Origin of the sequence: Micromonospora sp. CPCC 205546 (assembly GCF_036902715.1) — a bacterium.
Lineage (GTDB): Bacteria > Actinomycetota > Actinomycetes > Mycobacteriales > Micromonosporaceae > Micromonospora.
Map to the genome: position 1 here is coordinate 35,779 of NZ_JBAKHL010000015.1, position 22,695 is coordinate 58,473.

At 68.3% G+C, this 22,695-nt stretch carries 22 protein-coding genes and 1 pseudogene; 6 read left to right on the top strand and 17 right to left on the bottom strand.

Going from position 1 to position 22,695, the window contains the following annotated elements:
• Window positions 1–40: 40 nt before the first annotated feature.
• The 17 genes and pseudogenes from V6U77_RS10405 to V6U77_RS10485 all read right to left on the bottom strand — a co-directional run bounded on the left by V6U77_RS10405 (window position 41) and on the right by V6U77_RS10485 (window position 14,949).
• A complete protein-coding gene (locus V6U77_RS10405) occupies window positions 41–322 on the bottom strand; it encodes a hypothetical protein (protein WP_250100135.1) in 282 nt (93 codons plus the stop codon).
• Window positions 319–651 (bottom strand): hypothetical protein, encoded by a 333-nt coding sequence (locus tag V6U77_RS10410; protein ID WP_334606051.1) that lies wholly within the window; start codon window positions 649–651, stop codon window positions 319–321. Before V6U77_RS10410 ends, V6U77_RS10405 begins: the two co-directional genes overlap by 4 nt.
• Before the next feature lie 3 nt (window positions 652–654).
• Window positions 655–1,758, bottom strand: a complete 1,104-nt coding sequence (locus tag V6U77_RS10415; protein WP_334606052.1) for a hypothetical protein — start codon at window positions 1,756–1,758, stop codon at window positions 655–657.
• A gap of 120 nt (window positions 1,759–1,878) precedes the next feature.
• Window positions 1,879–3,243, bottom strand: coding sequence for a hypothetical protein (locus V6U77_RS10420; RefSeq protein WP_334606053.1), 1,365 nt, complete (start codon window positions 3,241–3,243; stop codon window positions 1,879–1,881).
• Window positions 3,240–3,620, bottom strand: coding sequence for a hypothetical protein (locus tag V6U77_RS10425; RefSeq protein ID WP_334606054.1), 381 nt, complete (start codon window positions 3,618–3,620; stop codon window positions 3,240–3,242). Before V6U77_RS10425 ends, V6U77_RS10420 begins: the two co-directional genes overlap by 4 nt.
• Window positions 3,621–3,733: 113 nt before the next feature.
• Window positions 3,734–7,198 (bottom strand): LysM peptidoglycan-binding domain-containing protein, encoded by a 3,465-nt coding sequence (locus V6U77_RS10430; protein ID WP_334606055.1) that lies wholly within the window; start codon window positions 7,196–7,198, stop codon window positions 3,734–3,736.
• Between the two features lie 20 nt (window positions 7,199–7,218).
• Window positions 7,219–7,641 (bottom strand): TadE/TadG family type IV pilus assembly protein, encoded by a 423-nt coding sequence (locus tag V6U77_RS10435; RefSeq protein ID WP_334606056.1) that lies wholly within the window; start codon window positions 7,639–7,641, stop codon window positions 7,219–7,221.
• Window positions 7,638–8,072 (bottom strand): TadE/TadG family type IV pilus assembly protein, encoded by a 435-nt coding sequence (locus V6U77_RS10440; RefSeq protein ID WP_334606057.1) that lies wholly within the window; start codon window positions 8,070–8,072, stop codon window positions 7,638–7,640. The genes V6U77_RS10435 and V6U77_RS10440 overlap by 4 nt, the downstream gene beginning before the upstream one ends.
• The gene (locus V6U77_RS10445) at window positions 8,069–8,410 is read right to left on the bottom strand and encodes a TadE/TadG family type IV pilus assembly protein (protein WP_334606058.1); all 342 of its coding nucleotides are present in this window, start codon (window positions 8,408–8,410) and stop codon (window positions 8,069–8,071) included. The genes V6U77_RS10440 and V6U77_RS10445 overlap by 4 nt, the downstream gene beginning before the upstream one ends.
• 83 nt (window positions 8,411–8,493) lie before the next feature.
• Window positions 8,494–8,694, bottom strand: coding sequence for a hypothetical protein (locus V6U77_RS10450; protein WP_334606059.1), 201 nt, complete (start codon window positions 8,692–8,694; stop codon window positions 8,494–8,496).
• A 32-nt stretch (window positions 8,695–8,726) separates the two neighbouring features.
• The gene (locus V6U77_RS10455; RefSeq protein WP_334606060.1) at window positions 8,727–9,584 is read right to left on the bottom strand and encodes a type II secretion system F family protein; all 858 of its coding nucleotides are present in this window, start codon (window positions 9,582–9,584) and stop codon (window positions 8,727–8,729) included.
• Window positions 9,581–10,486, bottom strand: coding sequence for a type II secretion system F family protein (locus V6U77_RS10460; RefSeq protein ID WP_334606061.1), 906 nt, complete (start codon window positions 10,484–10,486; stop codon window positions 9,581–9,583). The genes V6U77_RS10455 and V6U77_RS10460 overlap by 4 nt, the downstream gene beginning before the upstream one ends.
• Window positions 10,483–12,005: pseudogene (locus V6U77_RS10465) on the bottom strand (CpaF family protein). The gene V6U77_RS10460 and the pseudogene V6U77_RS10465 overlap by 4 nt, the downstream one beginning before the upstream one ends.
• The gene (locus tag V6U77_RS10470) at window positions 12,005–12,811 is read right to left on the bottom strand and encodes a ParA family protein (RefSeq protein ID WP_334606062.1); all 807 of its coding nucleotides are present in this window, start codon (window positions 12,809–12,811) and stop codon (window positions 12,005–12,007) included. Before V6U77_RS10470 ends, V6U77_RS10465 begins: the two are co-directional and overlap by 1 nt.
• A gap of 1 nt (window position 12,812) precedes the next feature.
• Complete coding sequence (locus tag V6U77_RS10475) at window positions 12,813–13,490, bottom strand: SAF domain-containing protein (RefSeq protein ID WP_334606063.1); 678 nt, start codon at window positions 13,488–13,490, stop codon at window positions 12,813–12,815.
• Window positions 13,487–14,377 (bottom strand): hypothetical protein, encoded by an 891-nt coding sequence (locus V6U77_RS10480; RefSeq protein WP_334606064.1) that lies wholly within the window; start codon window positions 14,375–14,377, stop codon window positions 13,487–13,489. Before V6U77_RS10480 ends, V6U77_RS10475 begins: the two co-directional genes overlap by 4 nt.
• Window positions 14,371–14,949 (bottom strand): hypothetical protein, encoded by a 579-nt coding sequence (locus tag V6U77_RS10485; RefSeq protein ID WP_334606065.1) that lies wholly within the window; start codon window positions 14,947–14,949, stop codon window positions 14,371–14,373. The genes V6U77_RS10480 and V6U77_RS10485 overlap by 7 nt, the downstream gene beginning before the upstream one ends.
• Window positions 14,950–15,518: 569 nt before the next feature.
• On the opposite strand from V6U77_RS10485, the gene V6U77_RS10490 reads away from it, so the two are divergent.
• The 6 genes from V6U77_RS10490 (at window position 15,519) to V6U77_RS10515 (ending at window position 22,455) form a co-directional block, all read left to right on the top strand.
• Entirely contained in the window at window positions 15,519–16,028 is a 510-nt protein-coding gene (locus V6U77_RS10490; RefSeq protein WP_334606066.1) for a hypothetical protein, read from the top strand.
• A gap of 50 nt (window positions 16,029–16,078) precedes the next feature.
• Window positions 16,079–16,603 (top strand): hypothetical protein, encoded by a 525-nt coding sequence (locus V6U77_RS10495; protein ID WP_334606067.1) that lies wholly within the window; start codon window positions 16,079–16,081, stop codon window positions 16,601–16,603.
• A 7-nt stretch (window positions 16,604–16,610) separates the two neighbouring features.
• A complete protein-coding gene (locus tag V6U77_RS10500; RefSeq protein ID WP_334606068.1) occupies window positions 16,611–17,849 on the top strand; it encodes an MAB_1171c family putative transporter in 1,239 nt (412 codons plus the stop codon).
• Window positions 17,846–18,718: an oxygenase MpaB family protein gene (locus V6U77_RS10505; protein WP_334606069.1), complete on the top strand. Its 873-nt coding sequence runs from the start codon at window positions 17,846–17,848 to the stop codon at window positions 18,716–18,718. Before V6U77_RS10500 ends, V6U77_RS10505 begins: the two co-directional genes overlap by 4 nt.
• A 293-nt stretch (window positions 18,719–19,011) precedes the next feature.
• Complete coding sequence (locus V6U77_RS10510) at window positions 19,012–19,503, top strand: prepilin peptidase (protein ID WP_334606070.1); 492 nt, start codon at window positions 19,012–19,014, stop codon at window positions 19,501–19,503.
• An 891-nt stretch (window positions 19,504–20,394) separates the two neighbouring features.
• Complete coding sequence (locus tag V6U77_RS10515) at window positions 20,395–22,455, top strand: hypothetical protein (protein ID WP_334606071.1); 2,061 nt, start codon at window positions 20,395–20,397, stop codon at window positions 22,453–22,455.
• The last annotated feature ends 240 nt before the right edge of the window (window positions 22,456–22,695 follow it).

The window sequence follows — 22,695 nt, forward strand, 5'->3', positions numbered from 1 at the left end:
CGGGTTTGCAGGTGAGGTAGGCACCCCCACTCCCCAATCTTCAGACCGACCTCCGCACCGCAGCAACACCGCAGGCCACCAAAAATGTGACCGCGATCAGTCCGATCCGCAGCCAGGGCACATCGTGGGTCGGCCGTACGCCGATCGACACCGCCAACGCCAGCTGCGCCAGCAGGGCCAGGCAGATGACCACGCTGAGCAACCGGTAGGTGTTTCCAAAATCGGACCAGAACATCCAGGTGCCATAGACGGCTGGGACCACCATCAGCAGGCTCAGACCGATTAGCGGGACGGCCAGTCTCCATCGCATGCCGGCGTTCACCGCCGCTCCTGCCGGTCCTCGCTGGTGGCGCCGCCCAGAGGCTTCACTTCGACGGTCAGCGCCGCACCCGCGTCACGAAGCTGCTGCGCCTGCCGCTCCCATTCGGCGCGCTCCTCCCGGCCGAGGGCCTCCCGCTCGCACAGCGACGCCGTGAAGGCGTCGTTTAGCGCCCGGCCGTGCCAGGAGAACGCCGCCGCCGTACGCAGGTCCGTCTCGCCGTTGAGGACGGTGCGGGCCAGCGAGCCCAGTGGGTCGTCGCCGCTGCGGTTCCTGGCGAGCGTCGTCAGGACCGCGCGGGCCAGCGGTTGGCGGTGGATCTCGTCGGTCATGGCCTATCCCTGCTGTCCGGGGTGCTGATAGGGCTTGAGGTCGGGAAGCGCGGAGACGGCCGCGCTTGCCTGGATCATGCCAATGGTTCCGGCGATGCCCTTGAAGGTGGCCTCGGCGTTGCCGTAGAAGGTCGAGATCTCGTTGTAGAGGTCGTACGCCTGCCAGGCGTAGTAGGCAGCCACGCCGTAACCGATGACTGGCCCGACCCCCGTCTCGATCGTCGCCGTGCCGACAGCTGAGGCGAGGTTGATGACGATCAGGACGTCGATGAGCTTCGCGATCAGGCCGCTGACCACATCGAAGAGGTGCTTGGCAGCCACGGCAGCCTTGGTGTAGAGCTCCGCGTACTGGTCGCAGATCGGGTGCAAGGCCATGGCCGCATTCCCGAGCCTGAGCTGGAACTCCTGTTCGGCTTCTGCGGCCCGGCCGCGCCAGACGTCCGGTACGTCCCCTGCGGTGGTGACGAGATTGCGGCCGACATCGAGTAGCGCATTGCCGATGATCCGCCAGGCTGCAGCGCAGTGAATGTAGGCGTCCCAGTCGCCGCTGAGCTGCTTGCTCCAGTCCTCGAAGGGGTCGTACCCGAACAGCCACACGCTGACCTGGCGTAGCCAGGCAGCAGGGCTGATCAGATCCGCGAGCGGGTTGATCTTCCACATCTCGACCGCGGTCGCGTAGTTGGGCGACACCAGGTGCTTTGTTGGCTCGGCTACATCAGCGAAGGGAGACCGAGGAGCCGTGGGCCACAGGTCGGGGCGGCCGGTGGTGAGCGCGCTCCACATGACCGCCGGGTCTTTCGCGCCCGGATAGGTCTGGTCGATCCGGCTTGCCGCCTTCGCGTCCGAGGTGGAGTAGTGGCGCTGGGCGAGGTTGATCTGCGTGGCGGCGCTCCGACTGACCGTCTCCAGCCGTTGTAGCCCCTGCGTCATCCGGTCGTACACCAGCTTGTGCGGGCTGGCGAAGATGACCAGCAGACCTTCCTCGGCAAAAGTCAGGTCGCAATGACGCTGCACGTACGTGAGCGTGTCGCCGACATCGCCGGATGCCCGGTGCAGCACGTTGTACAACCCGTTCAGGCCGGCCGGATCTACGTGGAAGCCGGTCATGTTCCCCCGTTGAACGTCATTCGGCTATTTTGCGAACACGAACCGTACTCGACCGAGATCAACAGCGTCAATGGATCATGGCGTGCGGTCACCCACCCGACACGAAGCGCTTCTTGGGCGTCATCGCGTTCGGCGGCGACCTTGTCCCGGCACTGCATCGGCTGCTCGGGTCGGTGTCTGGGCCATCGAAGCTCTCGGTCGCGGAGGGCGAGGAAACGCCCGCGCCACGGTCCCTCTACCGTCGTTGTCTGGCTGCTGCCGCTGCGCCAGCCCACAGTTCAGGTCCTGCACCACATCGTCATCGCTGGCGGCTGACCGCCATCGCTTGGCGGCACGGAAGACGAGCGAGCCGGCTGGACGCACCAAGGGCACCTCCGCTTTGACGAACAATTCGCCTCGCCGAAGGGCGGCGGACAGCCCTCGGTGAAGGGTGGCTGCCAGGAACGGAAGCTCGGAGTTGAGGCGTACGACCTGCTTGTCGCGCAGCTGCGCGTGCCCGTCACCGCCGACGGCTGCTTGCGTTCGCGCCCAGCGCAGGACTTCGGCCAGCTCAGCGGCAGCGTCGCGGCCCGCACCGACCGGCGGGGTGGCCCGCAGGTCGGCGGCCGCGATGGCCGCCTGTCGCCAACCGCCCACCATCCTCGGGGCACCGCCGCTGACCAGGATGTGCACGGCCAGGCCGAGCTGGGTTCCAAGCTGCAGATGAGCTCCCGTCACCTGCCCCGGGTTCTGCCACATCGAGCTCCGCGCGGCGGCCATGGCAGCGACCGCATCGTCGACGCTATGGACGCTGGGCGCGGGATTCAGCGGGGAGCGGGCGATGTCGAGTCCGTCCAGCGGTGGCTGCCCTCGCCCAGCGGCGATCAGTTCCCGGGCGATTCCCCCCAGGCCGCTGCTGGCGGTCCACCTGGCGGTCTCCGCCGCCGGGCGGTAAATCTCGGCCAGGTGTCCGCGCCCGTGGTTGAGCCATCCGGGCAGCGCGATGTCGACGATGACCGCGTTCGAGGTGAGCCTGGCGATCTCGGCGATACCTGACTGGACACCCCCGCCGGCTCGAATCGCGAGCCCTTCCGGTGTTCGGGGTCCCTGCCCTGGCGGAACGTGGCTGGCGAGGATGTCACCGATCACGGCGACTGCGTCAGCAGCTCGGTGCAGCGAGCGTGCCGGTTCGGCGGTCACTGCGACGGGAGACGGTGGAAACTGCCGGTCGACGATCGTGGCAGCCCGAAGCCCGACGTAGAGCTGGGTCAGTCGCTGCCCGCGTCGCCTCAGGATGGTCGAGGCGCCGGCCCGATCCGGTACCTCCGCTGCCGGTCGGGCGCCGACCAGCAGTTCGGTCGCTCGGGCCAACTGCGCGTAGACGGCAGACCTGGCGATGACGGCGGCGTTGATGTCGGCCGCGCTGTCGGCGGGCCGCTGTCCCATTGCCGTAGCGGCCACACGCAGGGCCTGGTACGCCTCCCGGTACCAGTGGCCAACGGTCATGCCAGGGCCGCCGCCGCACGCCGTAGCTGCTGGGCGCCGGCGTCGTGGCTGAGCCGCCGAGCCAGGCCCTCATGATCGTCGGCGGCCAGACGCTCGTGGTACCGCGCGAGTTGCTCCAGCAACGTCGTCACGGCCAGCCGGGTCTCGGCGTCATCGCGGACCGGCGCCGCAGCGTCCACGACCACGTCGTCGTATTCCGAGTACAGCCGGGCGCGGATGTCGAGCAGTTCCAGGCCGCAGTGGTCCCAGGCGAGGTCGGTTCCGGCCAGGCGCTTCCACGCCTCGATCGCCAGCTGGACGGCTGCTGCCGCAGTGGTGTCGTCTGCAGCCTCGACCAAGCCAGCGCCAATCCTCCTCGTTGCCTCGATGTACTCCATGCCGCCAGCTTCGTTCGATGTCAGCAAGGCCGTTCACTCCGTTCGGTCGGTGGTGCAACATTCGGTTCGCGGTCTCGGTCCGCCGCGCCCATCGGTCAATTTGCGCATTCGATCTATCCGGTGCTGCTGGCAGCGAGCAGATCCGGCAGGAGCTCGCGCAGCAGGGCGTACGTGACCGGTGCCAGGTCCTCGGGCACTTCGGCCTCGCGGACCCGCATCAACTCCCCCAGGAGATTGCGCAGTTCCGCGGTGCGTCCCTCGGCGTGGGCAACTTGCATGATGTCGTGCCAGGGCCCGTCGTCGCCACGCTCCGGATCGGCCAGCCAGGCTTGCTGTACGGCCCAGCGCGCGCCGGTGGAATCACCGGCGTCGAGGTAGAGCTCGGCGAGTTCGTGGGCGGTGTCCACGATCGCGGAAGTGAGATGACCCGGGTAGATGTCGGACTCGGGCAACCAGGTGAAGGGGTTGCGGGCGCCGGCTGCGTACGCGCGCTCGGCTCCGTCGAGTGGTACGCCCCGAACGAGCTCCAATGCGGCTCGTAGATCCTTGACTCCGGCAGCGCCACGACTCTCGCCGCGGCTTCGCAGCCGACGGAACAGGTGCCAGTCCAGCAGATAGCCCGACTTCAGCCGGTAGAGCCGATCGGACCCCATCTCGGGCAGCCAGGCGGTGCCGTCCGGGGTCTCCCCCAGCCACCGACGGGCCCGGGTGATGGCGACCCGGCGGCTGGCGTCCTTGACCTGCTGGTCGGGCCACAACGCGTCGGTGAGCTGCTCGGCGGATGCTCCGCGGGCACCGCGCTGAGCCAGGTAGACAATGAGTTCCGCGTGGAACCGGCGGCGCTGGTCGGGCACCGGGCCGGGCGCGTCGACCGCGACTGCCCCGAGGAGGCTGATGCGGGGACGGGTCTTGTCCTGCTCGCGCCAGGCCCGTAGGTCCGAATCAAGCTGCGGGTCGGCTTGACGGCGACGCTGGCGGATCGCGGCGGTGACCTCGCGTGGGGGAACGGTGGCGACCGTACGGATGCGCTCGATGCGAGGCACAGCGACGATGGGATCCACCGGAGCAGACGTATCGGCAGGGGCCGCCTCTGCGTCATCGGATCCTGCTGCCGCCGTGGGCTCGCCCGCAGTGAACAGGTTGAGCACCGAGCCGGCGGCGTCGGTGCCGTCCGCCCACGCTTCCGGCTCGGCGGCCGGCGGGGTCCGCTCGTCCGTGGCAGCCCGCGCCTGCGCCATGATCTCGGCGAGCGGCTCCAGCTCCCGTACGGGTAGTCCTGCCGCGTTGCCCTCGACGAGGAGAAACGGCAGGGCGAGGTGCAGCAGGCCGTCCTCGTCGATGATGGCGGTGTTCGGGCCAGCGGTCGCGCGGGCCCTGGTCGTGTTCGCCACGGCGACGGCGCACCGGCCCGTGTTTCGCAGCTCCTCTCCGAGCTCGTCGAGCACGCCGAGGTCGTCTTCGTTCGGATCGGCAACGAGTAGCACCTGAGGCGCCCACGCCTCGCCGAGGTCGGTGATGCGACCGGCAAAGGTGTCGGCTGCTCCAGACGCGTTGAGGGCTGCTGTCACCGCTGCGGCGCGGCGCCGCAACCGCGTCGCGGCCTCACCGACCGACGGGACCACGCGCACCCGGTCCGGGTTGAGGGCGATCAGCAGTTCGGTCTCCTGCGCCGGAAAGCCGGTGACGATGACCTCGACTTCGTCGGACCAGGCGTTGCAGGCCAGTTCGCAGGCGAGGTAACGCAGCAGCGCGAGGGTGCGCTCGCGGTCGCCAGCGAGGGTGAGGCTGCCGAGGCGTTCGAGGTCGAGCAGCAGGTGTCGACCGGGCCGGGATCCTACGGCGACGAGGGTGGGCAGCGGAGCCAACTGCTCGGTGACGGTAGGCATGCTGGCGTCTCCGGGCAGGGTCCAGTGCCCGCGGTCGTCGATCCAGGGTGCGGGCGGCTCTGGGCCGGGCTCGGTGAGCACGACCGTGACGGCCTGGTCGACGATCCACGCAGCGGCGATGTCCGGCAGGGGCTGTTCCCGCTCGGCCAGTACGGCGGCCAAACTGCGCAGGGCGAGGTCCAGCCGGTCGACGTCGGCCGGCTGCTCGGCCACGCGCAGCGCTCGTTCCGTGGCGCCGCCGCGGGGGTGCGGGAGCCGGCGGCCGGGCCGACGGTGCTGACGTTGGCGGCTGCGTAGACGGATCACTGCGGTGAGCAGCAGCGCGGAGAGCAGTCCTGCGCCGGCAAGCGAGCCCAGGACGATCGCCTCGTCGACATCGCTGTCACTGTCCTCCGCTGGCTGATCGGAGCGATGGTCCGATACTGAGGTCGCTGAATCGTCGGTCGGGCGTGCCGTGGCCGGCGGTTCGGACGCCCTCGGCGGGCTGGCCGAGGCGGATGGAGTTACGGCAGGGGACTCGCTCGGACGATCCGGCGTTGCCGGAGCCGGCGCCGGCGCCGGTGGGGCGGGTACACCCTGCTGGCTCTCGGCGCCGGTTGGTGGGCGGGGCGCCGTCGGCCGGTTGTCACCTTTGGGAGCGCTCGGGCCCGGCTGGGTGCGTTCGCCAGCCATGATCCGGCCTTGAGCGTGGTCAGCGGGGCCACGATCGCGGGCATCCTGGGGCAGGGCGATGCGCCATCCGCGCTCAATGTGGTGCGGGAACCGGTGGTCACGCCGCTCAAGACCTGGGTTGATCGCCGCGATCTCGGAGTAACGGTCGGCGTCACCGAGGAAGCGCTCGGCGACGCCGGCCAGCCAATCGCCCCGCGCCACCTCGTAGACCAGTGGTCCGCTCCTTGCGGCCGGCGCCTGCGCCGACGTGGTGCTGACGGTCGGGGAGGTGACCCCTGGAATCCGCAGGGTCCAGCCCGCGTAGATCCGGGTGTTGCCCGGCTGGAGGCTCCGCCCGTCCGGCTGGGAAAGACCCTGGTTGGCCTCGGCCAGACGCTGCCAGGACACGTTGTACCGCTCGGCAATGTCGAGCAGGTTCTCCCCGCGCTCCACCGAGTGCTCCAGGTACCCGGTGCGGGCCGGGGCTTGCGTCGGTGCGGCCGTACGCGGTGCCACCTTCTCTGCACTCGAGTGGCTGGGGGCGGCCACGGCAGGGCTGGCGATGGCGGCGGGCACCGCGGCCGATGCCAGGGTCGGCGCGGCGAGCGCCCCGAGGACGGCGGCCACCAGCGCCGCTGCAGCTCGATGTTGCAATCGCGTCCCAGGGATTCGGGCAGTGTTGCGCGGGACCCGCCCGCGCCGTCGTCCCCGCAGTTGCGCGACGGTCTCCACGACCAGTGCGGCCAGGAATGTGACCCAGCTCCACGCGGCCAGTACCGCTGCGGCCCAGCCGATCAGCGCCAACGTCTGCAGGAACAGGTCTCCGTCGTCCCGGCTGGTCAGCGCCTGCCAGATCTGGTCGGCGGCGGTGCCCGGATCGTCGGCGAGTGCGGTCAGCCAACCGCCGACCCCGGGCAACGGATTGCCGGCGGCCCAGACGAGGAGAACCGGCAGGGCGACGACCAGCGCGACCACGGCGAGGGCGCCGATGCCGGCGAGGACCTGCCGACCACGGCCGGTCGTGGGTGCGGTGCGTGCCACGGTTGCTCCTTCGCGGGCTGCTATTGAGCGATCAGGGTCGCGGTCGCCCGGCCGGTGGCCGTCGTGCCTACTCCCCCGCCGAACAGGTCGAGCAGGATCGGGTTGTAGGTGACGGTGACTGTGACGGTGAGTTGCTGGGCGCGGTCGACGGTGACGGTGCCCGTGACTCCGTCGAGGTCGTCGAGGTAGGCCTGGACGGCGGTGGCTGCGACCGAGGGGTCAATCTCCTTGGTGCCACCGTCGATGGCCTGCCCGGCCTTGATGGCTTGTCCGCCAGCGCGGGCCGCTTCGGCGGCGATGTTGTCCGCGCGTTGGTATGCCCGTACCTTGGCGCCGCCGTCGACGACGAGGCCGATCAAGGCGAGGAATGCCGGCGCGAGGACGGCGAACCAGATGGTGACCCGACCATCGTCGTCGCCCAGCCGGCGGCTGAGCGCGGTCATGCTCTGCTCCGGTAGGTGTCCAACGGGCTGGTGAAGGACGCGTTGAGCGACACGGTGCCGGGCATACCGGGCAGTGCGACGTCGGAGAAGGTCGCGGTGCAGCTGACCCGGGCGGTAACGGTCGCGGGTTGCCCGACAGGAACGCCGAAGCCTGCAGCGGAAACCGTGACGTCCAGGCCGGTGCAGCTCAGCCCTTGGGCGTTGAGGGTGGAGTCGGCGGCGGCCAGCGCCTGCGCGCTCGCCTCGCCGGCCGTCCGTGCCAGGGAGGCCGTGCGGGCGGCGTCGTAGGCAGCCGCTTCGAGCGCCTGGCGGGCGATGTTGACCCGGCCACCGATGACGGCGCCGGCGAGCAACGCGAGGACGGCCGGCGTCACCACCGCCATCTCGATGCTCACCGAGCCGCGCTGACCCCGGAGCCTCGAAATGCTCATGGCGTGGTGGGCCGTTCTACGGGGCCGTGCGCGGACTTGGTAATCGTCCAGCTGAACCCTGGTAGCACCGTGATCGCTAGGCCGGTAACCGTCACCCGTGCCTCGGTTGCGGTCCGGGTGACGACGACCTGTTCGCTCTCCAGCCCGGTTCCGGCTGCGGACAGAAAATTGATGGCCCGCGCCTCGCCAGTTGCGGCAGTCGCCTGGTAACCCCGGGCGGCGTTGACCCCCTGGGTGGCAGCACCGAGCGCGATGGACTGGGCGAAGAAGACCAGCCCTGTCTGGACGACGGCGAAGGTCAGCAGGATCATCGGCAGCGCGATGACGGCAAACTCCACCGGCGAGCTACCACGGTCGCTGAGGTAGCGGCCCGTCCGCCAGCGTCCGGTGGGGCGCGGGCGGAGAGTGACCTCTGCTTGGTTCACGGCTGCGTCGGAATGAGGGCGACCCAGCCGTTGGCGACGGCGACGATCGCGCCGGCAACGACGACGGCGCCGGCGACGAGGATCGCGGTGATGACGGCGGTGCCAACGGGGCTGTCGCCTCGCTCGGCCTCAGCTGGATCGGTCATGCGCTGCCAGTTCGTTGCCAGGTAGGCGATGACGGCGTGGATGGTGTGCATGGCGTTCCCTCCGTGGGTCGGGTGTTACCGGGTCAGCGGACGAACAGGCGGGCCATGAACGGGTAGCCGATGAGGACGAGGAGCACGAGGATCAGCGCCGCAGCGGGGATGTCGAGCTTGTTGGTGCGAAGCTCCGCCTGGGCGAGCGCCTCGGTGCGGATCCGGTCCCGCATCGAGTCGGCTCGGGCGCGCAGCGTCTGGTGGACGTTGGCACCTTCGCTGCCGGCGGTACGCATGATGTCTGCCAGGTCGCCCAGCTCGATGACCTCGATGTCGCGGGCGAGGACCTTCAGTTCGTCCCACGGTGGCCGCAGCTGCAGCTGGGCGCTGAGCAGGGCTTCCCGGATTCGGGCGAAGACCCAGCCGTGGCAAACGCTCGCTGCCCGGTCTAGCGACTCCACCGGCCCATGGCCACCGAGGACCTGGTGGGCGGCGAGGTCGAGGTAGGTGCACATGGCCCGGGTGAACTCGGCCCGCGCGACGGCGGCCTTGGAAATGACTTCGCGATGAGCCAGCGCCGCGCCGGCCAGCGCGGCGGCGATAGTCCCGCCCGCAGGGATGAACACGGGGATCGGTAGCCGCAGCACCGCAACGACGACGGTGATGAGGGCTGGCAGGATGAGGCAGAACAGCGCCGACAGCCCGAGGGTCAGGAAGTACTGATCGGTGGTGCGGTTCAGCAGCCGCAGGTCGGCGTGCGGCACCGTGAGACGGCGCCGCAGCCAGCTGATACCGGCCGTCGAGGTGCTCGCGGTGGTCAGCGGGTGGAGCCGTCGAAGCGCGGGACCGAGCGCTGGCGGTGCGGGGATCAGCTGTACGACCAGCAGGAACACCCCGAGGCCGGTCATCGCGCCGGCGACGACCATGGCAGTGAGGTAGCCGTTGTTCATGCCGCCGCTCCCAGCGCCTGCGCCTCGACCGGCGGTAGCAGCCGCTCCCGCCTGGGCGGCAGGCTGAGCTTTCGTACCGAGGTCATCAGCACGACGTACAGGCCGGCGAGGAACAGCAGCACGAGTTGCCCGAGCACGCTGCCGTAGGGCTGCAGGTAGTGCGGGTTGATCACCCCGTACGCCAGCAGGAGGATGGTCATGCCGGTGAGGAACCGAACGGCGAAGCGCGGGCCCTCCCGCTTGGCGTCGACCGTCGAGCGCATCTCGATCTCGGCGGCGATGGACCGGCTGATCCCGGTCAGCACCTCGTGCAGACCTTCACCACGATCGGTGACGTGCAGCATCAGCGGGGCGATGACCTGGTCGGCGGTGTAGTCGTCGAGGTCGTCGGCCATCTGCTGCAGGGCGGCGATCGGGTCTCCGCTGCCCTGCAGCCGCGCCGCCAGGTCGCGTACCTCCTGCTCGATGAGCTGCGGCGCCGTTGCCGCGGTCGCGACGACCGCCTGCTGCAGGCCGATGCCCCGGGCGACGATGTCCGCCAACCGGCGAGTCCAGGCCTCCACGGCCTCCAGCCGGTTGATGGCCTGCTTCTCGGCGCGGCCGGCGGCGAACAGCCACGGTACGCCGGGAACGGCGACACCGATGATCATCCCGGCGGCGGGCCAGCCGGTCAGCAGCCAGGTCAGGCCCCCGGCAGCGGCAGCCGTCACCACCTTGACTTGGTGAGCGCGTTGCTCCCGCCGCGTGCGTCCGGATCCGGTCCACCAGCGGCGGACCCGCTGCTGCAGCGCCGACGGTGGCCGGGGCGGCCGGGTGGTCCCCATGACGCCGATGACACCGACGACCGCGCCGGAGGCGGCGAGCATGCCCGCCAGCACGGCGGCGAGGTCGAGCAGGCTCATGGCTGCCTCGTCACGGTGTCGAGACGGGTGGTCCAGGCGCCGCGGTTGTGCTCGCCCTGCTGGATGTAGCCAGTGAGTTGGCGGGGGTCGTAGCCGACCCGCCGCAGAGGTGCGAGCAGCCGTTCCGGCAGGTGCCGGGGTACGCCTCGTTCGTCCGGGCCCGGTCCGAAGACCTGGGTAGTGACGAGCTGGTCACCGCTCATCCCGCCCACCTCGAGGATTTCCGAGACGAAGCGGTGCTTGCGACCGCCGAGCTTGGTCTCGTCCTCGACGCTGACGTACACGATCAGGTCGATGGCGCCTGCGGCCATTCGCCGCGCCAGTTCGGCGGTCATCTCGGGCCCGTGTTGCAGTGCCAGCTCGATGACGCGGTCCATCACGGCACGGGGGTGCCGGGCGTGGATGGTGCAGAGCGAACCCTTGCTGGTGGCCATGGCCTGCAGCATCGGCACGATTTCCCGGGAACGGACCTCGCCGACGATGATCCGCTGCACGGACATCCGCAGGGTCAGCGGGATCATGTCCATGATCGTGACCTCGCCGGCGGGTCGGCCGTCGGCGCCCCGGGATCCGTGGCCTTCCCGGGACTCGAGGCTCATCGCCCACTGGTGCTGTCCGGTGGTGTGCAGACCGAGCTCGCGGGACTCCTCCAGGGTGACGAACTGCTCCCGATCCGGAATCTCCCGGGCCAGACCGCGTAGCAGGGTCGTCTTTCCGGCGTCGGCCAATCCGGCCACCATGATGTTGAGGCCGGCAGCCATGGCCGCCTTGAGGAACTGGCAGATCAGGTCGTCCAACGCGCCGTACCGGTCGCGGAGGTCCTCCAGGCTGACGTCCATCAGCGTGTGCCGGCGGATGGCCGCGTACGGACGCACCGACACCTGCATGAGCACGGTGAGGCGGCTACCGTCGGGCAGCTGCATGTCCAACCACGGCTTGGTCGAGGACAGCGAACGCTCGGTCGCTCCGGCTCGCATCGCCAGGACCTGGAACATGTCGATGAGTTCCTTGTCGGTCTCGGCGACCGGCTCGCCTACCGTGATCCGCCCGTCGGTGTGCTCGATCCGAACGTTGTCGCAGCCGAGGATGTGGATGTTGACGACGTCCGGGCGATCGAGCAGCTGCTGGAGTCGGCCCAGGCCGAACATGTCGGCGGCGACCGCGTCGAGCAGCGCGTCTTCCTCCGCCTGCGAGATCGGCTGTCCGGCCTGATGCAGAGCGTCCACGTGATCGCGGACCAGCCGGGCGGCGATGCGCTCCGCTTCGGCCTGGCGGTGATCGGTGGAGACGTTGGGGGTCTCCCGGAGCGCCACGGTGAGTTCCGCGCTGACCCGGGCGCGCAGCAGTCGCACCGCCGCGTAGTCGATGCTCACCGGCCCGGGCTGCTGCTCGACGACGGCTGGAGGCTTGGACTCCGGCCCGAAGGCAGCCGCAGTGCTGTTGGTGGGCCAGCGATTGCCGTTTGTGGCGAAGCGGTCGGCCGCTGCCGGCCAGGTCGGGCCGCTGTTTCGAAGCTCATCAGGCACGGCTGTTCTCCCTCGATGCTGTAGGGGCCAGGTGCGCACGCCGGCGCGCGATCGCAGCGCGTACGGCCGGCTCGGCGCTGGCAGCGGCCCGCAGCAACCGTTGGCTACCGCGCAGCCGGCCGCCACCGTCGCTCAGCACCTCGGCGGTGCGCCGGTCGTCGGGGAGCTCGATCACGGTGGGCAGCTGCAGCCGCTGTTCGATGTCCCGCCGGCTGTAGGGGCCCTCGCCGATCAGGGCCAGTGCGAGGGCTCCCGGCCCCTGGCCGTACTGGGTCAGTTCCCGCCGGAGCATCTCCGCCACGCCGACGGCTGGGGCGATGGTCCGCAGGGTCGCCGCGCGTACCACGAGCAGTAGCAGGTCGGCGCGGAACAACAGCGGCCACGGCGGGGCGCTGGTGGCGAGTCGGCCGCAGTCGGCGATGACGTCGTAGCCGGCCTCGCCGCGCTCCAGGTCAGCGAAGATCGCCGCCAGCTGCTCCCAGGTCGGTCGGATGGTGCCCGCCTGGACCGGGTCGTTGATGCCGGGCAGGACGAGCCGCTGACCCGGATTGCCTGCGTCGAGGTCGACGACCTGGTGGGCGAAGGTGTCGGCGAGCTGGTCGCGGAGCGCCGCCGCGGCCAGCGGCAGCAAGCCGATGGGTGGGATCTCGAGGCTGGACAGGTAGCCGCTCAGGATGCTGCCGCCGGCGGGGTCGCATTCGGCCAGCACCGTACGTCCGCTCCAGGACAAGGCGCAGGCGAGCGCGGTGGTGGTGACGCCGGGTGAGCCCTTGGCCGAGACCATCGCGATGATCGTCATGTCAGTTTCCCGTGGTCAGTGCCACGACGATCCGGCCGGCGGCCGCACGGGAGGCGACGAGCGGTCCATCGCGTTCAGCGACGGCCACGTTGAGCAGCGTGGTGCCCTCCTTGGTGCCGGCACGCACGTCCACCACGGTGGCCTTGATGCTCATCGGCGCGGCGGTCTGCTGCTGGTTGGAGACCGGACCGTCGTCCGTGGTCACGACGAGCAGTACCTCGGCACCTGGTTTCACCCGCTCGGCGGGCAGGCGCTCCTGCGGCAGGCTGAGGCCGACCAGTTGCTGCCCCTGGCCCGGTACCGCTGTGTCGGTGAGTTGCGCCTGCGTCAGCAGGGTGCCGGGCACCAACGCGACCGCCGCGAACCTGCCGATGACCTGATCGGCGGCGCTGGCCTTGATCGGCTTGAGTGCCGGGTCGACGGTGATGCGCACCGTGCTGAGGTCCGACCTGTCGAGGACGGAGCCGACCTCGACCGTGGCGCTCACCGCCAGGTACTCGGCCGTCGTGCCGACCGTGCGCAGCACCGCAGCAGCGATCAACCCGCCTGCGGCGACCAGTGCCACGGCCAGCCAGACCAGCGCCGGCCGCCAGCGACGTTGCGGAGCGACCCGGGGAATGGCGTACGGGGCAGCGACCGGCGAGGCGGCACGGGTGGACTTGGTCGGCGCACTGGTCATGACGTGATCACCTGCAGTTCGTCGATGTCGATCGTGGTGGTGGAGGACAGCTCGATGGACTGGGAGCCGGTGTTTCCGCCTCCGCCGCTCCACGTGATCAGCCATGTCGTGGTGGCCGTGACGGTGTAGCGGCCTCCGGACTGGGTGCTGCTCGGATGGCGGTAGCCGTCGTATCCGCAGTCCGGCGACCTCTTGTTGCCGTAGGAGGGCCGAAACGGGGTGCCGGGCTTGGTGCAGGTGACGGAGTTACCGTCACCCATGCTCCAGACGATCTTCTGAGCCCGGGCGGTGGCCGCGACCGACCGACCGGGCACTGCCGCAGTCCGGGTGATGGGTCCCCAGGTGCTGGGGCTCACCCTGTTCCAGAGCCAGATCGGCAGTCCGACCAGACCGGCGCCGCTGGTCTGCGGGGCGATCCCGATGTCCGGGCCGTCGAGGTTCATCTGGGCGATGGCTCGTTGTGCGAGCTCCTGGTGGGACGGCAGGATCCCGGCGGGCGGGTCCGGCGACCAGGTCGCCGCGGTCTGCGAAGGGACGCCACCGTAGATGCCGCACGTGCGGATGCTCCAGTAGCCGTCAGTCCGGCCACCGGGTGGCGGCGGGACCCGCTTGACATAGCAGGACCCGTCCCACACGCCGAACTCTTCGACGACGCACGGCACGGTCTGACCTTCGTAGCTGCAGCCCTTACCGGCGCCACCACCGCCGTTGTCGCCACCGCCGCCGTTATCACCGCCGCCGGTGCCGGGCTTCTCGACCACCCAGTAGCAGTTGCCCAGCGCGTCGCAGTGCTCATAGTCGGCGTACGCCACGCCGGGTGCGAGCAGCGTGCCGCTGCCGACCGCCAGAATCAGGGCCGCGACCGTGGCCGACTTACGCTTCAGCATCGCCTCTCCCGTTGGGCGTTGACCTCCCGGACGCGCCACCGGCCGTCGTCGAACAGTTCGGCCTTGGCGATCACCACGTACCTCGTGGCCTGGCCCTCGGTGCGCACCGACTTGCCGGTCTTCTTGGAGATCACGTCCCACTTCCCGGTGTCGAAGCAGTCCTCGACCTCTGCGGTGAAGGGACGCCGACTGGTGTCGACCTTGCTCACCACGGGCGCCGAGACCGGCTCTCCCTTGGTGACGAGTCCCTGTTGAAACTTGATCAGCAGGTCCTGGCGCACCGTCAGCAACGCCGGGTCGGCCACGAACCTGTCGAGCTTGGCGTTGTAGTCACCCTTGTTCGAGGCGGTGACGTAGCTCCGTACGTAGTTCCGGTAGGCCGTGAGAGCGGCCGCGCCGGCTTCGGCGTCTTCGGCGTTCGCCGTCGGCGACGGAGAACCCGCTACATCCGTCGAGGTGGGACTCGGCGCGGCGGCAGGCTGCTCGCCCGTACAACCCGCCATTCCTGTAAGAAGCGAAGCAGCCAGACAACAAGCTCCTACCCTGAAGGACCTGCTGGCGGTGGCGATCAAGGTGCTGCCTCCTTTCTGGGTGACCCGGCGCGGTTGCAGCCTTTCGATGACCGCTGTTGACGTTCTGCCTGTTCACCGGCCGGCAACGCGGCCGTACCGCTGATGAGTACCGAGGCTGGTTGTCCGCTTGCGACCGTCATCGGTGGCGGACTGCGCAAGAGGTTCGCCTCTTCCCCGACGTCGAGAGCCACTGTCGCTGGGCCACCGGCGGGAGTGGTTCCCTGACCGAGCGGCCCAGCGCCCCCGATCAACAGCGGCGGCCGGGCAGAGGCACCGATGCCGATGCCCCTGCCGACGGCCGAGTGCGTCGGTGAATGCTGCGGGACAGTTCCCCCGTCGTCCCCTCACGAGCTGATCCCTCTCACTGACGACTCCCCCCGTTCGGGTGGCCCTGCCGAGATCAGGCAGCGGCCACGCAACAGACGTTTAGCGGTTTGCGTCACCGCTCAACGGGCGTTGCTCCGAACAGGAGCGAGCATACGCTCACGTTCCGTGCATGTGTCAACATCTGTTTTGTAGGCGCCGGCATCTGCGACACTGTTGTTTAGTCGCTGGAGGGGTGAAGAATCATGGTCGACGATCGGCACGTTGAGCAGGAACTGCCGCCCCTGGACACGCTGGCCGCCAGGCTGGAGTACCTGTTCGACAAGATCCGCCCGACCTCCGAGGAGCTCAGCGACTCCGACGAGCCTGGGCGCAGGTACACCAACAAGGAGATCGCCGACAAGATCAACGCTACGGCGGCCGAGACCGGTGTCACGATCAGCGCCGCCTACATCGGAGAGTTGCGCCGTGGCGTGGCCAGCGATCCCCGTACCTCGCACGTGCGTGCGCTGGCGTCCGCTTTCGGCGTGAACTCGGGCTACTTCGTGGACGGCGCGGCCGCACGGCGGATACAGGAACAGATCACGTTGCTCAGCGAGCTGCGTCGGATGGACGTCAAGCAGGTGGCGCTGCGCCAGGTGCTCGCCGACAACGGGCTGTCCGCTGGGGATACGCAGCTCATTGAGCAGATGGTGGCCCGATTGCGGGCCGTGGCCGAGGGCGCAGCCAGTGCCACGCCGGACGATCGCAGTTAGCTGTGCAGATTCTTCGGTGGCAGTACGCCGACGAGCGGGGGAACGCTGACGTGAAGTTGCACCGACTACGCAAACGCTGCGAGCAGATCGTGGCCGAGCTTGAGGTGCCGGAGCCGTTCGACATCCGGAAGCTGTGCGACGTGCTCGGCGAACGGCGTGGCCGGCCCATCCACCTGGTGCCGATCAGCCTCCCGGCGCACACCGTTTGCGGGATGTGCGTGCCGACCGGCGAGTTCGACGCCATCTTCTTCGAGCAGGACACCTCGCCGCTGCACCAGCTGCTGATCATCGGTCACGAGGTAGGTCACCTGCTCGCCGGCCACCGGGCGACTGAAGTGTTGGACGCGGACGCCTCCCGGTTGCTGCTGCCGGACCTCGACCCACAGTTGGTCCAGCGCAGCCTCGGCCGGAGCAACTACGCCGCTGCGGAGGAGCGCGAAGCCGAGATGATCGGCTCGCTGCTCCTCCGGCGGGTTCGTGAAGGGCTCGGCGACGCGGACGACGAACCGCTGGATGGTCTGCAGGCTGAGCTGTACGGCCGACTGCGGCACTCGCTCGAACACCCCCGCTGGTAGGTCGTCGATGGACACCTTCCTGTACGCCCTTTGCGCGGTAGCCGGCTGGTTCGCACTCGGGTACATGATGCGACTCCAGCGCCGGCATCCCAGCCAAGCTCGTCGCGCGATCTGTATAGGCCTCGGGGCCTTCGCCGCCGGGATCACATTCGCGATCCCGCAGATCGCGACCGAGATCGACCGGGTGTCGGGGCTACCCAACCTGGCCAAGGTCCTCTCTCACGCCGGCGCCTTGACCATTTCGGCGAGTGCCGAGAACATGCTCCTCTATCTCGCACTCCCCCCGGCGAAGGCCGCCGCTCGTACCCGCCGGTGGGTCTGGGCCACCGCGAGCTCGTTCCTCGTCATGGTCGGCCTGTTCGTCTACACCCTCACGTACGACGAGCCGGTGCTCCTGACGGTCGAGTACGCGACGGATCCCGTCGTGACCGCCTACCTGCTGATCTTCCTGCTCCTTGGCTTCTTCGCCTACTGCTTCGACATCACACGGCTGTGCTGGAGCTTTGCCCGGATCTGCGGGCGCCCCTGGCTGCGCAGGGGCCTTCGCATCACTGCGGTGGGTGCCGCCTTCGCGTTGCTCTACAGCACCAACAAGATCGCGTACCTCATCGCCTACTGGGCCGGATACCAGCCGGCTGGCGAGCGGCAGATCGCCGCGGTTCTGGTGACCATCGGCGCGTTGCTCATCACGATCGGCCTCACCATGCCTGCGTGGGGACCCACCCTCAGGGTTACGCGGCGGTGGGAGGACTTCCACTCGTACCGCCGACTCGAACCACTCTGGCGGGACCTCATCGCGGCCCTGCCCGAGCTCGAACTCGACCCGAGCCTGCGCCGCCCCCTCGCGGCCGTCCGCGACATCGACTACGCGCTGACCCGCCGGGTAGCCGAGATCCGCGACGGACGCCTAGCGCTTCGCCCGTACCTGGATGTTGGCGTGACGGCACTGGCCGAGCAGTTCGCCGAGCAGGCGAGACTTTCTACGGATGAGCGACGGGCAGCCGTCGAGGCAGCACATCTGGCCTGCGCCCTGCGTCGACGTCGCGCCGGTCTCGTGGCCGCAATCCCGCAACCCGCGGATGAGCTACACCGTCCGGCCGGTGGCTTCGCCGGTGAGGTCGCGTGGCTGACGCTCGTCACTGACGCTTACGCCCGATCGCCGGTGGTGGCCCAGACGCTCGCCGCGAGCGAGCAGCTCACCGCTGAGGACACCCCGCACCCCACGGCAGGAGACGCCCGCCGATGAGAGGCCGCTACGGAAACCTGACCCGCACCCGCGCTATGGATCCCGAGCACGACTACCTGGTGATCTACCAGACGATGCTTCGCTACGAGTTCCCGTGGGACATGAAGCTCGGGCTCAACCTCGCCTTCAACCGATCCTTCTCCATCCCTGCCATCGCCGCCGTGCACAGCACCACGGGCGAGCTGACCGAACGCACCCAGAAGCGGATCGACGACACCGGCCTGCTGATGTACGAGATGGTGCTCAACGGCTTCGAGCAGCCTCGTGGCCGGGACGCGCTGCGGCGCGTCAACCAGATCCACCGCCCGCATGACATCAGCAACGACGACTTCCTCTACGTCCTGGGCTGCCTGGTGGTCATCCCGACGCGCTGGTTGCAGGTGTACGGCTGGCGCCAACTCTGCTGCCACGAGCGACAGGCCACCTACCTGTTCTACCGCGAGCTCGGACGGCGAATGCGCATCACGGACATCCCCGGGTCCTACAAGGAGTTCGAGAACTGGTTCGACGCCTACGACGCCGCCCACCTGCAGCCCAACGACGACGCGGCGGCCATCGAGCGGGCCACCCGCATGCTGATGCTCACCCGCATCCCCAAGCCCCTCGCCCCGCTGGGCAACGCGCTGGTCAGCGCCATGTACGACGCACCACTCCGACGCGCAATGCGGGTCGAGGCACCGGCGTGGCCGGTCCGGGCCGGCCTGCACACGGCGTTGAAGACGCGCTCGCGGCTTCAACGGTGGTTCGGGGCGCCACGGACAACGCCGTTGTTCGCCGACGGGATCCAAACCAAGAGCTACCCCGACGGGTACGAGATCAGCCAGCTCGGTCCGCAACAAGACCATGTGCCGGGTCGACCCGGCGTATGAGTAGCCGGCCGACGCTGCTGTCGGCGCCGCAGCGCCTCGGGGTGCCTTACGCGCCCAGCAGGGTTGAGCTGATCCTGCTCGCTCTCTCGGTCACACCGCTGCTGCGGTGGATCGTCGTTCGCCTGGCCGTTCCAGCGGGCCGGATCAGCCGGCGGTCCTGCGAGTGCTGCGGCGTGGAGTTGAGTCCGGTTGGGCCCGGCTGGGCCGCGCTGCTGCCCAGCGGTCGATGCGGCCGGTGTTGGCAACGGATGGGTGCCCCTCCGTACCTGCTGGAGCTCTGCACTGCGGTTGCGGTGACCGTCGTGGTCCTCGCCGCTCCCACCGTCCCGGTGTTGCTGGCCGGCCTTTGGTGGGTCGCCTGCGCAGTCCCACTCGTGTTCATCGACGCTCAGGTGCACCGCCTGCCCAACGTCATCACCTTGCCGGCGGCGGCCGGCGTCTTCGCTCTGCTCACCATCGACGCAACCGTCACCGACCAGTGGGAGCCCTTGCTCAGCTCGGCGATCTGCGCGGCCGTGGCGACCACGGTGTTCGTCAGCATGGGGCTTGTTCTGGGCGGACGCGGCATGGGCCTGGGCGACGGCAAGCTGATCCTCTCGATGACCGCCCTGCTGAGCTGGTGGGGCTGGGGCGCGGCGTTCGGAGCGGTGTTCTTGGGCTTCCTTGGCGCGGGACTCGTCGGTGCCGTGCTGTTGGCCAGCGGACGTGTGCGTCGTGGAGCTCACATCCCGATGGGCCCGTTCTTCGTCGCAGGCGCTGTGGTGATGCTCGCGTTCCCCGCTTGAGCATCACTGGGTAACTGATTCGATGCGGTCGGTCGGAAGACGTCTCGGGCAACCAGGTCGACGCCATCGCCTTGATGGTCGTACGGGCTCTTTGCAGGTGGGTTTGGTGGGGACGACAACGCCTTCTTGCCGGGAGAGCCGCCGATGCCTCGCCAGCCTGCTTCGGGCGCTCCGCAGTCTGGCTCACCCTCGGCGGCTGGTGGCCATGGTCATCCTTTCAGTATCCGTGGCGTCGCTATCCAGAAGTCGTCAACCAGTTCGGTGGCGGGCAGCGATCTGGACGCCACGGAGGCTGAGGCGGCGTCGAGCATCGTGGTGATGGCTATGACGGACGAGATCGGTTCCACCGGGATGGGCCATAACTGGCCCCACCATGGGCTGACTGTCACTGCTCTCGGCTACCGAACGTAGTCTGCGCTGGTGCTTACCGAGCGGCGGTTGGGCCGACCCCGTGCGATGTCTGCGGCAAATCCGGATGCCAGTGAGCCTGAAATGCGATCACGAGGACTCCTGCAGTTCAAAACGTCGCCAGGTGTCAGTCGGCGGCGTGAGCGTGATCTGATCATGGGTACTGCCCCGTGTGCCCTCACCGGCGCACAGTGCCTGCGGTGATCACGAGCAGGTGGCCTGCTTGGAAGCCACCGTCGCTTAAACGCGGCCTCGAGCTGCCGCGATGCCTAGGAAGCCAGCGCGTCAGCGACCTGCAAACGGGCTAACGTCCATGCCTCCACCGCTCACGCCTCCGGCAGCGGGACTGTTCACTCGACTGGAGCGTAATGCGGCCCGAACGGCTGAAATCACCCACCATGCGCTGGGCGGAACGCGACCAGTAGTGTGAACACTTGGCCGTCGTACTTAGATGCGAACCCGTCGCAAGGTTAGGAGCCTCCATTGAGTCTCGACTCGACGCGGACTTTCGACAACTTCTGCCGAGGCTTCAGGACGTCGCCGTTGCGCGGCAACCGGTCGAAAAGCTTCGAGATTCCGGCCATGGAGTCCGAGCACTTCTTCGTGCCGCCGATCCTTCTGGAGAAGGACGACCACACCGATCCGGTGATTACCCTGGTGTCAGCGCGTGGCGCGGCTGGGAAGAGCACAGCCGCGAAGGAGCTCGCCAACCGGCTCGGCGCGCCGCTATGGCGGCTGGATCTCGACAGTGCCGTCGGTGCCACGTCGCTGGAGTACGCGCTCGGGCGATACCTCGAAAGCCACGACGTTATCGCGCGCATCGACGGCGAGACCCGTCCGCTCATCGTCATCGACTCGCTCGACGAGGCCAGGGCCCGGGTTTCCGCGATTTCGTGGCGGGAGTTCATCGAGTCGCTGGGGCGGCTCGCTCACAGTGGGCTGCACTACGTGTTGTTCGGTCGCGAGCGCACACTGGAGGATCTATGGGTGACACTTAGCGACCTTGGGCTCTCTGTAGCATGGTGGGAAATTTCCCACCTCGCGCCGGCCCAGAGCACTAAGTACGTGGACGGGGTGGTCGCGAAGCGCGATCCCGGCACGGACTGCTCCTCCGCTGAATATCTGGCCGCTCGGGATGCATTGATCGACTCACTGCGCAGCGCGACCGAGGGGGCCTACGCAGAGGCTTTTGCGGGCTATCCCCCCGTGCTGGATGCGGTTGCGGCCATGCTGATCAAGCGGCCGAACTTCCTGGTGATACGGCAGCAGTTCGAGGATCAAGGACCACGGGCTGAGGGACGCATAAACCTTCTGCAGGGAATTCTTGAGCGGCTGCTCAGGCGGGATCAGACTAAGGTCGCCGACCTCGCCAACGAGCTGGCACTCGATCCTAACGAGGTATACAGCCCGCGCGAGCAGATCGGCTGGCTCTGTCACTTCCTAGAGAAGGCTGAACCGCCAAAGCTTACGTATATCACCGATGCAGCCGTGCGGCAGGAGTACGTCAAGCGCATCACCACGTTCGCGGATGATCACCCCTTCCGCTCCGAGAACAAGTGGGCAAGTCCCGTGTTCGAGGCATATGTAGCGTCGATCGAGTTTGACGACTCCGTCTTCTCGCCGTCGCGCATTATTGAGATCGGAGACACGTCCGGACTCTTGCTCGACTTCGTGGGCGCCAAGTCGCAGCTCATCATCAGCGAGCCCCAGTTTGCCGCGCTACACGCCTCCATTATCGCTTCCGAGTGGACGGAGTCGATGACGAGTACGTCCATCGACCAGATCGACGCACTCACGTACGAGGGTGAGTTTGCAATGAAGCGAGGCCGGGAAGGTGTCCGCGTCACCAAGTTCGAGCTGTCAACCGGAGCTCCCAATGAGCTGCAAGTCCTCGGCCCGCTGGCCGACCTGTCTATCCGCAGCGACAGCACGGTCATCGTGCCCGGCAAACCCCAGGGGACCGTGCTAGGTCCGGACCTGTTCATCCGCGCGAAAACAGTCCGATTCGAAGGACCCGCTTTGGAGTTCGCGCGCCGACCCGACCTGGACACCGCCGGCGACCAGGAGTCGTCTGTCGTAATCGAGGTCGCCGAGGCGCTGCAACTGCCTCCCACCTCGACGCAGCTGCCGCCGACGAATGAGTTCGAACTGCGAGTTCCATCCGCTATCAAGATCCGATACCCCTGGTATGAATATCGACTGGAGCTGGTGGACGAAGAACTGCCCGACCAGAAGGTGATCCGATTCCTCAACAAACTGATGAATCTCACGCGTAACCATGGGCACTCTGGCGAGCGCGGGGTTTTCATCAAAAAATTTCAGGGTCGACAGCCATTCGCGGCTTCAGAGTTCAATATTGCTCTTGGAGCGCTCATCGCGGCCATGGTTGTACGTATAGACGACGAGATTGTCTTCCTACGGGAAGACTGGGAGGCACACCGGTACAGCGGTAAGGCCCTAACGGGCCAACGCCAGTTCGCCGACGTCAAGGACGCCTGGTCTCCAGTGATCCGGTCGATTGAGGAGGCTCTTTCCGCACGTTGACGACGGACCTACGGCCAAGCGTGGCCTCCCGGGAAATCACTCCGGTCGTTACGTGTTCCCCAGAACGAGTGAGCGGCGAACGACAAGTGAAGATCTGCGAGCATGATCAACGAGGCACCGAACACCGTTGGCCCTGGTTCGAGTCTGTTTCCAGCCGAGGCCTCTGGGCGTCCGCTTATCGGCAGTTCCGCGCATACTCAACGCAGATCCGGACTTCTGAGCTTCGGCGGAAGCGACGTA